Here is a 16353-nt window from a genome sequence, read left to right on the forward strand (position 1 = left end):
ATCTTTGCAACAACATGAGTGATAACAGGTATAACCAACGTGGCGTCTCTGCTTCGAAAGAAGATGTGCACCAGGCCATCAAAAACATTGACAAAGGAATTTTCCCACAAGCATTTTGTAAAATCATTCCAGATATATTAGGAAATGATGAAGCCTATTGCAACATCATGCATGCCGATGGCGCGGGTACAAAATCCTCCCTAGCTTATATCTACTGGAAAGAAACCGGTGATATCTCCGTTTGGAAAGGCATTGCACAAGATGCAATCATCATGAACATCGACGACTTAATATGCGTAGGTGCAACAGAAAACATCTTACTTTCTTCCACCATTGGCAGGAATAAAAACCTGATTCCCGGCGAAGTGATTGCAGCCGTGATCAATGGTACTGAAGAAATTCTGGCGGAACTGCGCGAACAAGGCATCTCCATTTATTCTACCGGTGGCGAAACGGCTGATGTAGGTGACTTGGTGAGGACCATCATTGTAGACTCTACTGTTACTTGTAGACTAAAACGTGAAGACGTAATCAGCAACCATAACATCCAGCCGGGTGATGTGATTGTTGGTTTATCATCTTCCGGACAAGCAACATACGAAAAGGAATACAACGGCGGTATGGGATCCAATGGATTAACTTCTGCCCGTCACGATGTATTTAATAAAGCGGTGGCGCATCAATACCCTGAAAGTTATGATCCGGCTGTGCCTTTTGACCTTGTATTTTCAGGTGGAAAAGGCTTAACAGATACTGTTCAAATTGATGCAGATACACAGGTTACAGCCGGTAAGCTGGTTTTATCGCCAACGCGTACTTATGCCCCTGTGATTAAAAAAGTATTAGCTGCATACCGCAAGCAGATCCACGGACTGGTACATTGCAGTGGTGGTGCGCAAACTAAAGTGTTACATTTTGTTAACGACAACGTACACGTGATTAAAGATAATATGTTCCCTGTACCACCTTTGTTTCAGTTAATCCAGGAACAATCGGGTACTGACTGGAAAGAAATGTATAAAGTGTTTAACATGGGCCATCGCATGGAACTGTATGTTCCTGCAGAAATTGCTGCAGACATTATTGCGATTTCGAAGAGCTTTAATATCGATGCTCAGATCATTGGACGTGTAGAAAGTGCTGCTCAAAAGCAGGTAACCATTACCAGTGATAAAGGGACATTTATATATAACTAATTATTGATTGGCTTGAAGCTAAACAGTGAAAAACCGCTACAGAACATGTAGCGGTTTTTTTGTGGCTTTACATCCACATGGATATAGTCCCCTTTGTATAAAAAGACATCTCCAATTCATATAACTATGGTCTCTGAAGTGCAACTAACAAAAAAGCGGCTGCTCCAGAAGGAACAACCGCTTTAATCAGGAATTGTTTATCGTTATAACTAGTTAAAATTATAACGGATACCGAACTGCATGTAGTAAGTAGAAAGTATCGTTTGGTTTACACCAAAAGTTTCTGTTACCACATCGTTTTGGAAAGTATTCAATTTAAATGTTGGTTTTGTAGATGCGTTGATAGCATTAACATTTTGAGGAACCAAAATTGAAGCATTATTAACGAAATTTCTAACTCCCCAATCTCTGTTTAACAAGTTTCCAACGTTAAAGATATCCACCGTAAACTGCATTGAGTTTTTAGAATTACCGTAGTTTTTAAAGATCTCTTGCGTTAAACGGAAATCAAATTGGTTTCTCCATGGAGAAGTTCCACCATTACGTTCTGCATATTGACCTTTACGTGAACTTAAGTATTTATCTTGCTCAATGTAGTCGAAGAAGATTTCACTTTGTTGTTCTGGCGTATAAACCTTTGGATTATCTTTAGTACCAGTTGCCAGGTTACCACTGAATGCAATTTCTGATGGGTTAGCTGGAACATAGATTAAGTCATTTGCATAACCATCTCTGTTGAAATCGTTGCTGTAAGTATAAGAGAAACGACCTTGTTGTGAACCTTCATAGAATAAAGAGAAGGAAGTAGCTAAGTTTTTCAAGTATTCTTTACGGTAAGCAATGTTTGCAATTACGCGATCAGGGTTTAAATTACTTGAATAACTTAAAGTAGGATCGTTCGGGTTAGATGAAGTTTGTGGAATAGACCACAAATTCAACAACTGGTCACCAGAACCATCACCGTAGTTACGTTGGTCTGATCTTGTATAGGCCACCATAACACTTACACCTTGGTTAAACTGTTTTGTCAATTGTGCAGTTGCACTCCAGTTGTAACCACCTTTAGCGTTAAACATTTTAGCAACGTTTACTTGTTGAGTACCGTTTGGATTAAGAGAACCATTTGAATTGGTATTAACCGCCTGACGAGCATTCACTGTACTTGCAAAGAATGGTCTGTTATCTGGGTAACCAGCAATGTTTAATGCTGTTGGATCTAACAAATTAACGTTTTTAGCAACTGCAGCATATAAATCTCTACCATAGATACCTTCTAAAGTACCCACCATACCCCATGGTAATTTAACATCGATACCAATGTTAGATTTCCAGGTTTGAGGGAATCTTAGGTCGCTAGATAAAGCACTGATCGTACTTGGAATAGTAGTTCCAGCTGGTGCTTTTGGATTTGGAACGTAAGCATTAATGTCTGGATTAAACACACCAGGTGTGTTTGCCTGACCACTGTAAGCTTGGGTGTATTGTAATAAACCAGCATCGCCAGATTGTGCAACTAACCATACAAAAGGAATACGGCCGGTAAAAATACCGCTACCACCACGTAGCTGTAAAGAACGGTCGCCTTTCACATCCCAGTTGAAACCGAAACGCGGAGAGAAAGCTAATCTGGTTTCAGGCAATGCACCTGTATTAATCTTTTCACCGTTAGCAAAAGTCTGCGCTAATACCAAATCATGAGTTCTCATTTCTGTAACATCAGGATAACTTGGTTGCTCTACCCTTAAACCAGCAGTCAATTTAAAACGATCTGATACCGAAAACTCATCCTGGATATAAGCAGAGTATTGTGCGAACTTAAAGCTAGGGAAAGCTTGTGAACCATCTTCGTTTAAAGAATAAGTAATGGCATAGTTACGTGGTTTTGCATTATTCACGAAATCATCCCATGAATTATAAACATAGTAACCTGTACCAAATCTTTGGAAACCATTTTTAGTTGTACTGAATTCCGCTTGTACACCTAAAGTAAGGTTGTGTTTACCTAAAGCTAAACCAAGGTCATTGCTGTAAGTATACGTTTCTACGTCTCTTAAGTTACCGTAAGTGAAAGGCTCATAACCGAAAGTAGTTAATACAGATGTACCATCCATAATGTCTACCAATGGGAAAATGCTTCCATCACTAGTTCTTGGGTCATTCTGGTTAGAATAAGTAGCACGAAGGGTGTTGGTTACTTTACTACCAAAATTTGAGTTTAACTCGGCAACACCTGAATATAAGTTAGCTGCCTGATAATAATTTGAATTGGAGAAATGTAAAGCGTTATTAGACACCCTATTGTCAGCACTACCAAGACTAAAGTTAGATCCAGAAGTAGAAGAACTTACACTACTTGGCGTTTGGCTTTCCACTTGGTTGTAACGTACACTAAAACGGTGATTTTTATTGATATTCCAGTCTAAACGAGCAAATAATTTATCATTATTGCTTTTCAAATCATAACCTTGGTAAACACCTGGATCATATCCATAAGTGTTTTTCAAATATGCAGAAACACCATCTAAGAATTCTGCTGTTGGGCGGGCAACAGTACTTACACTACCAAATGGCAATGCATCTGTTGCAGCAATTTTAGTGGTACCTGGTTCTGTGGTTTTTTTGAATTCAGCGTTTACAAAGAAAAACAATTTGTCTTTGATAATCGGACCACCGAAACTAAATCCGTAGTTTTTCTCATCTAATCTTTGCAAACTTGGAATGCGGTATCCTTCAATACGCTTACCCTGGTGATCATCGCCACGCATGGTGTAAAAAGCATTACCGAAAAATTTGTTGGTACCTGAACGGGTTACTGCGTTAACAGAACCACCAGTAAAACCTGTTTGACGAACATCATAAGGAGTTACATTTACCGAAATCTGCTCTAAAGCGTCGATAGAGATTGGAGAACCACCAGCAGGGACGTTTTGTCCAATACCAAACTGGTTGTTAAAGTTAGCACCATCAACACTAAAGTTGTTAGACCGGTAGTTACCACCACCAATAGAAGTTCCATTAGCCTGAGGTGTTAAACGGGTAAGGTCGTTAACACTGCGGGTAATCGTTGGCTGGTTTTGGATCTGCGCACGTGTAACCACGGTAGAAGAACCACTTTTATTTGAATTCAAAATAGAATTCGGTTGTGAGCCCACAATAGTTACTTCAGATAAATTAGATGCATTATCATCAAGGGTAACATTGATTACATAAGGCTCACCTAATTTAAGGTAAACATTATCAAATTTTTGAGGTTTAAAACCAACAAAGCTAACTTCCACAGAATAAGGACCACCAACACGCATGTTACCGATGGTAAAACGACCATCGTTATTGGTGGTGATGCCGTAAACTGTTCCGGTTGGTGTGTGAATAGCTTTCACACTTGCACCAGGAAGCGCAGCTTGAGCGTCTTTGATTGTTCCCGTCATCGACGAAGTGGTCACCTGTGCCTGAGCAACAGAAAACGACCCCAGAAAGGCGATAAAGACAACCAAAACTTTTAATAGTAGATTTTTTTTCATACTTTTTTGATGAACTTTTTGTGAATTTTTATGATGGTGAATAATAATTGGGGCAAAGATAATTATTTATAGATCACACTCTTATTTTTCAAAGTTAAATAATTGTTAACTCGTGTATTATTTTACGGTGTTTAACATTATTACAAAAGCTGTACAAGAGAATAAAACGAATGAGGCTTAGATAACCAACAATTTTTTTAATTTTGATGCGTATTAAGTTATTCCTTTTAAAGATATGAACTACGATTTAATAGTAATAGGCAGCGGTCCCGGTGGATATGTAGCTGCGATAAGAGCTTCTCAACTGGGTTTAAAAACCGCGATAGTAGAACGCGAATCTTTAGGCGGAATCTGCCTTAACTGGGGTTGTATACCTACTAAAGCTTTATTAAAAAGCGCCCAGGTATTTGAATACATTAACCATGCTGCCGACTACGGGATTAAAACCGCTAGTGCAGAAGCTGACTTTGCTGCTGTGGTAAAACGCAGCCGAGGTGTGGCCGAAGGCATGAGCAAAGGTGTTCAGTTCTTGATGAAAAAGAACAAAATTGACGTGATCATGGGTACCGCTAAGGTAAAACCAGGAAATAAAGTTTCAGTGAGTGCAGCCGATGGTTCTCAAAAAGAACTTTCTGCTAAAAATATAATCCTGGCAACTGGTGGGCGTTCGAAAGAATTGCCAAGCCTAAAACAGGATGGTAAAAAAGTAATTGGCTACCGCCAGGCGATGGTGTTACCAGAACAACCTAAATCAATGGTCATTGTGGGTTCAGGTGCCATTGGTGTTGAGTTTGCTTATTTCTATGCGACGATGGGCACTAAAGTGACCGTGGTGGAATTTATGGAAAACATTGTTCCAGTAGAAGACGAAGACATTTCTAAACAATTGTTACGCAGTTTCAAAAAAGCAGGTATCGACGTGATGACTTCATCGAGCGTTGAGTCTGTAGATACCAGCGGAATAGGTTGTAAAGTGCAGGTTAAAACTGCTTCAGGCATGCAGACACTAGAATGCGATATTGTATTATCTGCGGCAGGTGTAGTTGCTAACATCGAAAATATCGGTCTGGAAGAAACTGGTATTAAAACAGAAAAAGGTAAAGTAGTGGTTGATGCTTTTTACAATACGAATGTTAAAGGTTATTATGCAATTGGTGATATTGTTTCAGGACAAGCCCTTGCACACGTAGCTTCTGCAGAAGGTATTATATGTGTAGAGAAAATTGCAGGCCATTCTCCTGAAGCACTAGACTATAATAATATACCAGGCTGTACTTATTGCACACCAGAAATTGCCTCGGTTGGTTATACTGAAAAAGCGGCTAAAGCTGCAGGTTATGAATTGAAAATAGGCAAGTTTCCTTTCTCCGCTTCAGGTAAAGCAAGTGCGGCAGGTGCTAAAGACGGTTTCATTAAAATGATATACGACGCTAAATATGGCGAATTGTTAGGCGCACACATGATTGGTGCTAACGTTACGGAAATGATTGCAGAGATTGTGGTTGCCCGTAAGCTGGAAACTACTGGTCATGAAATGTTAAAAGCAGTACACCCTCACCCTACCATGAGTGAGGCGATTATGGAAGCTACGGCTGATGCCTATGGCGAAGTGATCCACTTGTAAGCTTTTTTCTAACCTTATATTAAAACCTGCTGACTTGTTCAGCGGGTTTTTTGTTTTACATTTACGTAGACCTTATTAATTCAGCAGCTCCATGAACTTACATACCATAGAAACCGGGTTATTTAAATTAGATGGCGGCGCCATGTTTGGCGTAGTGCCTAAACAAATCTGGCAGAAAACTAATCCTGCTGACAACCTCAACCTTTGCACCTGGGCCATGCGTTGTTTGCTGATTGAAGATGGCGACCGGTTAATATTAATAGATAATGGCATTGGTGATAAACAGGATGCCAAGTTTCTAAGTCATTATCACCTCCATGGTGACGATACGCTGGATAAATCATTAGCGGCAAAAGGCTTTAACCGGGCAGATATTACCGATGTTTTTCTGACACATTTGCATTTTGACCATTGTGGCGGCTCAATTGTCAGGGAAGCTGACAAACTGGTGCCTGCTTTTAAAAATGCTACTTACTGGAGTAATGAACAACATTGGGACTGGGCGGTAAATCCTAACGACCGGGAAAAAGCTTCTTTTCTGAAAGAAAACATCCTGCCAATCCAGGAAAGCGGACAATTAAAATTTGTTGCCGACCAGGATGGCGTTGCTTTTCATGAAGGTGTTCATATTCGATATGCCTATGGACATACCGATGCAATGATGCTTCCGCAAATCCAATATAAAGGAAAGACCATTGTGTATGTGGCTGACTTATTGCCTTCTGTAGGCCACCTGCCTATTCCTTATGTGATGGCATATGACATGTTTCCACTTAAAACCCTAACTGAGAAAAAGTCATTTCTGCAGGAAGCGGCGGATAAGAATTACATTTTGTACCTGGAGCATGATCCAGAAAATGAATGTTGTACTGTTGAGCAAACAGAAAAAGGAGTGCGGTTAAAAGAGACTTTTAAACTTAGCGATCTTTAAAGCGAATAAAGAAGCTTTGTCTCATCTTTTTTGCAAATGACATACTAAAGACAAATAAATTTCTATTAAGAATGTAGCGCATTATAACTGATTATTGGCGGTTAATTACCCTGATTATCAAGGAAGAATGCCTAATAATTATAGGAAAAAGGTGGAAAAGTCAAAACATTCTTGGAATAATTTTTGTTATAGTTTTAAACACAAATAAGCCGTGTAAAGTGTAACGTTTTCAGGATTTTATGTATTAAAATACCTTTTAAATTCTTACTTTTGCACGTCATAACACATAACGAGTACCAAAGCACATAAATGAGACAACTCAAAATCACACAATCCATTACCAATCGGGAAAGTCAGTCCTTAGACAAGTACCTGCACGAGATCGGTAAGGTGGATTTAATAACCGCTGAAGAAGAAGTAATATTAGCCAGAAAGATACGCGAGGGTGACCAGGCGGCGTTGGAACGTTTGACTAAAACAAACTTACGTTTCGTAGTTTCTGTAGCTAAACAATACCAGAATCAAGGCTTAACCTTGGGTGATTTAATTAACGAGGGTAACCTTGGTTTGATTAAAGCCGCCAAGCGTTTTGATGAAACTAAAGGTTTCAAGTTCATCTCTTATGCCGTATGGTGGATTCGTCAGTCGATTTTACAGGCTATTGCCGAACAAAGTCGTATTGTACGTTTGCCTTTAAACCAGGTGGGCTCGTTAAGTAAAATCAGTAAAGCCTTTTCTAAACTGGAGCAGGAATATGAACGCGAACCTTCACCAGAAGAGTTGGCAGACATGTTGGAAACTACGGTTGACAAGATCTCTGATACCTTAAGTAATTCTGGTCGCCATGTATCTATGGATGCTCCGTTTGTACAGGGTGAAGAAAACACTTTACTTGATGTTTTAGAAAACCACGAACCAAATACAGACAGCAGCCTAATCAACGAGTCGCTTTCTGAGGAAATTAAACGCTCCCTGTCTACATTGACTGAAAGAGAACGTGAAATCATTGTTTTGTTTTTCGGTTTAAGTACCAACCATCCCCTATCTCTAGAGGAAATTGGCGAAAAGTTTAATTTAACCCGCGAACGTGTACGTCAGATTAAAGATAAAGCTTTACAACGTTTACGTCATACTTCCAGAAGTAAGATCCTTAAATCTTACCTGGGGTAATAATGCTACATATACGCTTTTCGTAAGGCGCAAAATATAAAATGGAAAAGATTGGGTACTCGCCCAATCTTTTCTATTTTTGAGGCATTCTAACCAAATCTTCTTGTAATGCTTAAAAAATACCAATCAGAGTTTCAAAACTGGATTGAAAAAGAAAAAAAGGCAATTGAACTAATCAGCGTCGTTGGACACCTATGGTTCGACAAATCCATTGAACTCGTATTATTCCGGAAACCCTTATTTGATGTAGGAAGTAGTGAAATTCTAGCTCATCACCAATATGCTAAAGAGGTAAGCGGCAAAAACATTGGTATTTACGACACCCTGGAACTGGCTACTGCATTGTCTAAATGCAGCCTTGCTCCTTCCCGGATCGACCTGGGCAGGTTAACCAGTGAATGGCTTGATGATAACCACAATCACCCTTCTCTGCACGACTTTATTATCACCAAGCTAAGTAAACATATTGGAAGGGACAAAATTATACTTAAACCGAAGGATGTAGTTTTATATGGCTTTGGCCGTATTGGTCGTTTAGCGGCACGGGAGCTTATTGTGCAGGCTGGCAAAGGCGAGCAACTTCGATTACGCGCAATTGTAACCCGAAGTTACAGTGACGAGGAGCTGATTAAACGGGCTGAGTTGCTGCGCACAGATTCTATTCACGGCCCTTTTGCTGGTACCATTATTGAAGATTTTGAAAATAAGTCATTAATCATAAACGGGCAAACGGTGCATTTCCTGATGGCCGATGAACCAGAAGAACTTGATTACACAGCTTATGGTATTGAGGATGCCTTACTGATTGATAACACAGGAGTTTTTCGCGACCGTGAGGGTTTAAGTCGTCACTTAGTGGCTAAGGGAATTACTAAGGTGATGCTAACAGCACCGGCTAAAGGCGATGTGCCTAATGTGGTGGCCGGAATTAACGACCAACATATTGACTTCCTGAACGAAGATATCCTTTCTAATGCTTCCTGCACGACCAATGCAATTGTACCGGTATTAAAAATTATGGACGATACATTTGGTATTGAAAAAGGGCATATTGAAACGATCCACTCCTATACGAACGACCAGAACTTATTAGATAACTATCACAAAAAATACAGACGCGGACGTTCTGCCGCATTAAATCTGGTGATTACTGAAACTGGTGCCGATAAAGCAGTAGCGAAAGTGATTCCTCACCTGGGCGGCAAACTAACCGGAAATTCTGTTCGTGTTCCAACACCAAATGTTTCCTTAGCCATTTTAAACCTTTCCTTAAATAAGGTGACCTCCTTAGATGAAGTAAAGGATGTCCTCAAACAAGCATCGTTATTTGGCGACCTCTCTGAACAGATCGAATATTCCATCAGCAATGAACTGGTGAGTTCTGATTTAATCGGCAATAGCCATGCGGCAATTATTGACGGTCCGGCAACCATTATATCAAAAGATTGTAAGTCGGTGGTACTCTATACCTGGTATGATAACGAGTACGGTTACACGAGGCAGGTGATCAGACTAGCGAAAAAATTTGCGGGGGTAGTGCGACTGACCTATTATTAATTCCAGGCAATGCTATCTGCAGTCCCTGATATAAGCCTTTATATAATAATTAACAGATGAGCCCGAATGCAAACCGGGCTCATCCCTTTTAAGATCAGCCTGATACAGACCTATTCACACCAGTGTTGCCGCCTGCCCCAGCTCACCATCATTTTCCTAATGTGTTCAATTTTCACATAGCACGTGAAGTAGTCGCAAATAAATGATATATTAGATCACACTAATGTCATAAACTAACTTTTAGACCATCATGAGAATTTACTTATTGTTGCCTCTGGCATTATTATTCAGTTGCAAATCTGTTAGAAATTCTAATAACCAGGCACAACATACTGCCCAAATGCTCAGCGACGTGAAAGAGTTGTCGTCTAACGCTTACCAGGGCCGGAAAACTGGTACTGCAGGGGCAGAAATGGCCCGGAAGTACATCAGTAAAAGATTTTCTGATCTTGGCCTTCAAGCTTATGCATCCTTGCCGGGATATGAGCAGTCATTTGATTTTAAAGATGAACAAGGTAAATTATTAACCGGAAAAAACGTTGTGGGCTTTATCCCTGGTAAAAGTGAAGATATGGTGGTCATTTCCGCACATTATGATCACTTGGGCGTGATTAATGGCGAGATTTTTAATGGTGCTGACGACAATGCATCGGGGGTTGCGGCGCTATTCAAAATCGCCCAACATTATAGTCATGTCAGGCCTAACCACACCCTAGTTTTTGTTGCGTTTGATGCGGGAGAGCAAGGATGGAAAGGATCTGCTGCTTTTGTTGCTCAGCCGCCAGTAAAGCTTGATAAAATCAGGCTTAACATAAACCTGGATATGATTAGCCATAGCGACAAGGGTGAAATTTATGCCAGTGGCACCTACAAACATCCTGAATTAAGAAAGTACCTTGTTCAAAGTAATCCTGCTTTACGAATTCTATTCGGACATGATAATCCTAAACAAAAGGTTGACGACTGGACCTACCAAAGTGATCAGGGCGCATTTGAAGCTGTAAATATTCCATGGATTTATTTCGGCGTTGAAGATCACAAAGATTATCATAAAGCAACCGATACCTATGAGAACATTAACGCAGATTTTTTTATCAGCGCGGCCAAAGCCATCCTGGAAATAGTGGACAACATTGACCGGCAAAAAGATATTCAGGCTATTTTTAGGGAAAAATTACAAATGAAGAAACAGTAATCTATTTCTTCAATTTGTGACGGGTTTCTACCATCCCTATGAATTGATTTATGGGTCTGGCTTTGTCTAGAAGACCTAAAGCTGAAGATACCGCTACGGTTTTTCCGCGGATACTCATCACCGCTTTGGCGGTGGTGACTACAGCACCTGGTGCAAGAAGCTTAATGGCATTCTTGGTGTAATTTTCTTCGGGATCTCCAAAGTCATGTCTTGCATCATCAAATACCGCTCTTGCATTGGTACCACCCTGATCAACAACATCTGTTATCATGCCGGCATAATAACCACCTTGATCAAGCTTATTTCTGGTTTCAAACATGGATAAATAAACATCGTATTTATTCTCCACCCGCACTGGGAAAAAACCAACAGGTTTACCATATGTAGTACGCCCTACTAATTTCACAGTCATGACTGGCTTCAAACTGTTAATTACAAGTTCACTAGCAGATGCAGTGTTGCCCGTAACTAGAAAAACCACATTGGTGATCCCGTTCAGACTGCCCTTTTTAGCAAAATTAACGGTGTTTTCCGCTAAAGAGTAGTCCACATCAGCATAAGTGATCATGTCTCCATTGGCATGAAATTGTACCTTTTCATTTTCATCCAATAAAGGTTGATTTTCTAAAATGGTCGCATTGCCAGCCTGCATAGTTTTGTTATAATGCTCTTTAAACATGACACCTGTGGCTGAGGCTGGCGCAATCAGGTTGACCAGGTATTCAGCAGTGCTTACATAACCACCACCGTTATAACGCAGGTCAATGATCAGTTCTGTTACTCCGTCTGTAGTAAACTTGGCGAAAGCAGCATCCAGGTCTTTTTTAGCATTTGAATTTAATTCTGAAAAACGTGCAAAAGCCAGGTAACCAATTTTCTTTGTTCCGGCAGTAAGGGTTTTAGATTTATACACGGGACTGCTAGTATACTTTACTTTAGTCAACTCCACATTGTCAAAGGCAGTACCGTCAGCTTTAACGCCAGAGACAGTAGCTTTAGTGGTTTCAGATTCAGCTAGTGAATAAATCAGATCTCCTTCACCATTAAAATTTGAACCTAATGTTGTACCATTGATTTTGGTAATTTTTGTCCCTCGGGTAATGCCCGCTTTGTCGGCTGGTGAACCTGGAAATACAGCTGTGGCATATAATTCATAACTATCGTTTGTTCCATAACCCTGGAAGTTTAAAAAGCCCAGGTCATAACCAGAACCATTTAGTTCCACATCAGCTTTAGCATTACCTACATAAGCCTGAGCAGCATTTCTAGTGGTAATGTCATCAATGTAAGAGTATTTAGGGTAATCTGCCGCTGCAGATACATACTCGTAGGGCCTGTTATTTTCCGGATTTAGCCCAAATTTACTGATGTCAAAAAGTTCTTGTTCATAGTTTAAAAGATCCGTGGCTTCTCCGGAATATTTTCTTGGGTTGAACTGCGCATAAGTTGGCAAAGCATCATTCCATAAGTAAACTTCTTTAGCATACAGAAAAATCGAATCTTTGGTCAGGTTAGCCCGAGTATCCTCCGTTACTGGCGGTTCAACTTCAGGATCTTCAACCTCACTTTTTTTGCAGGAGGCGACCGCCACACTAATGCCCATAACGAGCATAAGCAGGTAGCTTTTATGTTTAAACAAAGAGAGGATCATATTACAATATTTACGATAAAGACGTTAAATCAAGAAGTAGTGAAGTATTATAGGTTAATATACGTAATTAGTGTAAAAATAGTTTGTCGACTGCCAGATATTTCACCTTTACTTCAGGGGTATGATGACCAGATTCTGTTTCACAGATCATCAATATATTACTTTCCACTAACTGGTGTTTTTCAAGCAAATAGGCTAAAGCCTGGTCTCCTTTTTCATCATTTAATTCTTCTGTAAAATAAACAGTCAAGTATTGTTCCAATCCTTGCCAGTCTACCTGTTTAATTTTATTAAGCTGGGCTTCGGGATGGCCAGAGATCAGCAAAAACACTGGTTTTCCTGCTGCAACAATCTCTTTTATAAATTGGCTGCAAGGTTCAAATAATAATAATTTTAGTGGGAGGCGTACATTTCTTTGAAGCAGATCGAAGTTAAGTTTGTACTTTTCGTCGATACTAAATTGAATAGCTGTGTTTTCAAATAGCTGTTCAGGCCCAGACTCCGAATAAGTTTCCTGCATAAACTTCAACAGTTCGGCGGAATCCAGTTGTTCACTGTATTCCATAAACTGACTGAATAAGTAGTAAACCTGCAACAGAAAATCCTTTTCCGGGTACAGCACATTATCCAACTCAAATACAAAGGCATCGTGCCCTTTGGTGTAAGTGTCAAATCTCATTAAGGCAAAGTAAATAGTATAGCAGTGAGTCCTTCAGGGTCCTGAGGGATATAAAACAGGCCATTGAGTTTTTTTGAAAAGCCGACTTCTGTGAGTTCAACACTGGGCTGTGGCGAATAAAGGAGTTCACCTTTTGCAAACAACGCCCAGTTATGGCCTTTTCTAACATCTTCCTGACTATGAAAATACAGAGGAAGGTCAACCTGTGAAGGCAATAACACCTGAATATTAAACTCTTCAAACAAGACAAAAGCTTTGGAAACGGCCGTCACTTCAAACTCATGTATAGGTAAAAAAACATCGGCGCCATGATCCAAACAGGTATTTAACAAATGATGGGCAGTGATATCTTCATTTTTTTCACCAAGAGATACGAATTGGTAGTTACCCGCAGAAAATGCAGGCGTTTCTCCATAATCGGCAAGCAGGATCTGTTCGCCTTCAAATGCTTTAAGAATTTTATATACGGCAGAGGATTTACCTCCGGTGATGAGTACTTTCAATGTGTTATATAATTAATCCGTCTTTCATGGTTACCACCCGGTCACTGATTTCCGCCAGTCCGGTATTATGGGTAACAATGACAAAAGTTTGTTTAAAATTATCTCTCAGGGTAATAAAGAACTGGTGTAAAGCAGTGGCATTTGCCGAATCAAGGTTACCTGAAGGTTCATCTGCCAAAATAATGGCCGGATCGTTCACCAAAGCCCTGGCCACTGCAATGCGTTGTTGCTCGCCACCCGAAAGTTCGTTAGGTTTATGGTGTGCCCGATCTGATAACCCCAATAAGTCTAATAACTCATGTGCCTTCGCTTCTGCAACTTTTTTACTCTTTTTGGCAATAAAAGCGGGAATACAAATATTTTCAAGTGCAGTAAATTCAGGCAACAAATGATGAAACTGAAAAACAAATCCGATATTCTGGTTACGGAAAACACTCAGTAAAGCGCCAGAAAGCTTGTTTACCTGGATGCCTTTAAGTTCAATACTCCCGGCATCTGGCTGATCCAGGGTACCCAAAATATGCAATAAAGTACTCTTCCCTGCCCCTGAGGCGCCAATGATACTGACAATCTCCCCTTTATTTACTTCAAAATCTACTCCCTTTAGAATAGGTAAGCTTCCATAAGATTTTTTTATACCTGTGGCTTTCAGCATAGACGCAAACTTACAATAAAGATTAGAATAAGTTTTGTAAACCAATCCTAAATGGTAGATTTGAGCAAATTTTTTCAGCAAATGAATATCCACGAATATCAAGGTAAAGAAATACTTAAAAGTTTTGGAGTAGCCGTACAAGAAGGCATTGTTGCCGATACGGTAGAGCAAGCTGTAGAGGCTGCAAAAAAAATACAAACCGACTTTAACTCTGACTGGGTTGTGATTAAAGCACAAATCCATGCCGGTGGTAGAGGTAAAGGTGGAGGTGTAAAACTAGCCAAAAACCTGGATGAAGTTAAAGAAAGAGCTACTGCCATTCTCGGAATGCAATTGGTTACCCCACAAACTGGCCCAGAAGGCAAGAAAGTAAATAAAATATTAGTTGCTCAGGATGTTTATTATCCTGGTGCTTCTGAAACAAAAGAATTCTATGTGAGTGTTTTGTTAAACAGAACTAACGGCAGCAATATCATTATGTACTCTACCGAAGGTGGAATGGATATTGAAGAAGTAGCTGAAAAAACGCCACATTTAATCTTCAAGGAAGACATCGATCCTAAAGTTGGCTTACAAGGTTTCCAGGCACGTAAAATTGCCTTCAATTTAGGTTTAACTGGTCCAGCTCATAAAGAGATGGTGAAGTTTGTTACAGCGCTTTACAAAGCCTATGACAGCACGGATTCAGCTATGTTTGAAATTAACCCGGTATTAAAAACTTCTGATGATAAAATCATTGCGGTTGATGCGAAAGTTGATTTAGATGAGAACGCTTTATTCCGTCATCCTGCTTATGCAGCTATGCGTGATAAATTAGAAGAAGATCCGACAGAAGTAGAAGCAAGTGAATCTAACTTAAACTATGTAAAATTAGACGGTAACGTTGGTTGCATGGTTAACGGTGCTGGTTTAGCTATGGCTACCATGGACATCATTAAAATTGCCGGTGGTGAGCCTGCAAACTTCTTAGATGTTGGTGGAACAGCTAACGCACAAACGGTTAAAGCTGCTTTTAACATCATCTTAAAAGATCCAAATGTAAAAGCGATTTTAATCAATATTTTCGGTGGTATCGTAAGATGTGACCGTGTAGCGCAAGGTGTTATTGATGCATATAATGAAATTGGAGATATTCCAGTACCAATTATTTGCCGTCTGCAAGGTACCAACGCTGTAGAAGCTAAAAAATTAATAGATGAGTCTGGACTTAAAGTATATTCAGCAATTGCGTTGAAAGATGCAGCTGATTTAGTAACTAAAGTTTTAGCGTAAATCTATTTACCATTATACGAAAGCCGGCCTTCATTTAACATGAAGGCCGGCTTTTTTTATGTCATTTATTTCAGGAAACCATTCTAGGCTGTACTGCAAAATGCGTTTAAAATAAAAAACCGCTGGCGTGTGTACCAGCGGCTTTTAAACCAAATATAAATTAAACGAGCAATACAAATATAGGAACAATATTGATAAATCCTAGATTATTTTACAGAATTCACTATTATTTACAATACAAAACACAATATTTTGTTAAAACATTGATAAATAGCAATGTTATAGCCTATAATATTACATATTTTTATCAAAATCAATTTATCTATAGTTATTTAATGTATTTAATCAAAATAAATACTCACACTACATATAATCACCTGAATATTATTGATAAAAATC

The 16353-nt window shown here is 39.6% G+C and carries 12 protein-coding genes; 7 read left to right on the forward strand and 5 right to left on the reverse strand.

Going from position 1 to position 16353, the window contains the following annotated elements; translation table 11 throughout:
* Positions 1-14: 14 nt before the first annotated feature.
* On the forward strand, positions 15-1196 hold the full coding sequence (locus IWX76_RS12375; RefSeq protein ID WP_196860245.1) for an AIR synthase related protein: 1182 nt from the start codon (positions 15-17) through the stop codon (positions 1194-1196).
* A 209-nt stretch (positions 1197-1405) separates the two neighbouring features.
* Here the strand turns inward: IWX76_RS12375 and IWX76_RS12380 are convergent, their stop codons facing one another.
* Positions 1406-4717, reverse strand: a complete 3312-nt coding sequence (locus IWX76_RS12380) for a TonB-dependent receptor (protein WP_196860246.1) — start codon at positions 4715-4717, stop codon at positions 1406-1408.
* Positions 4718-4952: 235 nt separating this feature from the next.
* Here IWX76_RS12380 and lpdA point away from each other — a divergent pair, with 235 nt between their 5' ends.
* The 5 genes from lpdA to IWX76_RS12405 all read left to right on the forward strand — a co-directional run bounded on the left by lpdA (position 4953) and on the right by IWX76_RS12405 (position 11194).
* Positions 4953-6341 carry a dihydrolipoyl dehydrogenase gene (gene lpdA / locus IWX76_RS12385; RefSeq protein WP_196860247.1) on the forward strand — a complete coding sequence of 463 codons (1389 nt, stop codon included), beginning with the start codon at positions 4953-4955 and terminating at the stop codon, positions 6339-6341.
* Between the two features lie 91 nt (positions 6342-6432).
* Complete coding sequence (locus IWX76_RS12390; protein ID WP_196860248.1) at positions 6433-7272, forward strand: MBL fold metallo-hydrolase; 840 nt, start codon at positions 6433-6435, stop codon at positions 7270-7272.
* Between the two features lie 309 nt (positions 7273-7581).
* Positions 7582-8442: a sigma-70 family RNA polymerase sigma factor gene (locus IWX76_RS12395; protein WP_196860249.1), complete on the forward strand. Its 861-nt coding sequence runs from the start codon at positions 7582-7584 to the stop codon at positions 8440-8442.
* A 108-nt stretch (positions 8443-8550) separates the two neighbouring features.
* The gene (locus tag IWX76_RS12400) at positions 8551-9999 is read left to right on the forward strand and encodes a glyceraldehyde-3-phosphate dehydrogenase (RefSeq protein WP_196860250.1); all 1449 of its coding nucleotides are present in this window, start codon (positions 8551-8553) and stop codon (positions 9997-9999) included.
* A 250-nt stretch (positions 10000-10249) separates the two neighbouring features.
* Positions 10250-11194, forward strand: a complete 945-nt coding sequence (locus IWX76_RS12405; protein ID WP_196860251.1) for a DUF4910 domain-containing protein — start codon at positions 10250-10252, stop codon at positions 11192-11194.
* A gap of 1 nt (position 11195) precedes the next feature.
* Here the strand turns inward: IWX76_RS12405 and IWX76_RS12410 are convergent, their stop codons facing one another.
* The 4 genes from IWX76_RS12410 to IWX76_RS12425 all read right to left on the reverse strand — a co-directional run bounded on the left by IWX76_RS12410 (position 11196) and on the right by IWX76_RS12425 (position 14682).
* Positions 11196-12845, reverse strand: coding sequence for a S41 family peptidase (locus IWX76_RS12410; RefSeq protein WP_196860252.1), 1650 nt, complete (start codon positions 12843-12845; stop codon positions 11196-11198).
* Between the two features lie 67 nt (positions 12846-12912).
* Positions 12913-13524 carry a haloacid dehalogenase gene (locus IWX76_RS12415; protein ID WP_196860253.1) on the reverse strand — a complete coding sequence of 204 codons (612 nt, stop codon included), beginning with the start codon at positions 13522-13524 and terminating at the stop codon, positions 12913-12915.
* On the reverse strand, positions 13524-14027 hold the full coding sequence (locus IWX76_RS12420; protein ID WP_196860254.1) for a hypothetical protein: 504 nt from the start codon (positions 14025-14027) through the stop codon (positions 13524-13526). The genes IWX76_RS12415 and IWX76_RS12420 overlap by 1 nt, the downstream gene beginning before the upstream one ends.
* 4 nt (positions 14028-14031) lie before the next feature.
* Positions 14032-14682: an ABC transporter ATP-binding protein gene (locus IWX76_RS12425; RefSeq protein ID WP_196860255.1), complete on the reverse strand. Its 651-nt coding sequence runs from the start codon at positions 14680-14682 to the stop codon at positions 14032-14034.
* An 81-nt stretch (positions 14683-14763) separates the two neighbouring features.
* Between IWX76_RS12425 and sucC the strand changes: the two genes are divergently transcribed.
* A complete protein-coding gene (gene sucC / locus IWX76_RS12430; RefSeq protein WP_196860256.1) occupies positions 14764-15954 on the forward strand; it encodes an ADP-forming succinate--CoA ligase subunit beta in 1191 nt (396 codons plus the stop codon).
* The last annotated feature ends 399 nt before the right edge of the window (positions 15955-16353 follow it).

It is taken from the genome of Pedobacter sp. CAN_A7 (genome assembly GCF_015752175.1).
Lineage (GTDB): Bacteria > Bacteroidota > Bacteroidia > Sphingobacteriales > Sphingobacteriaceae > Pedobacter.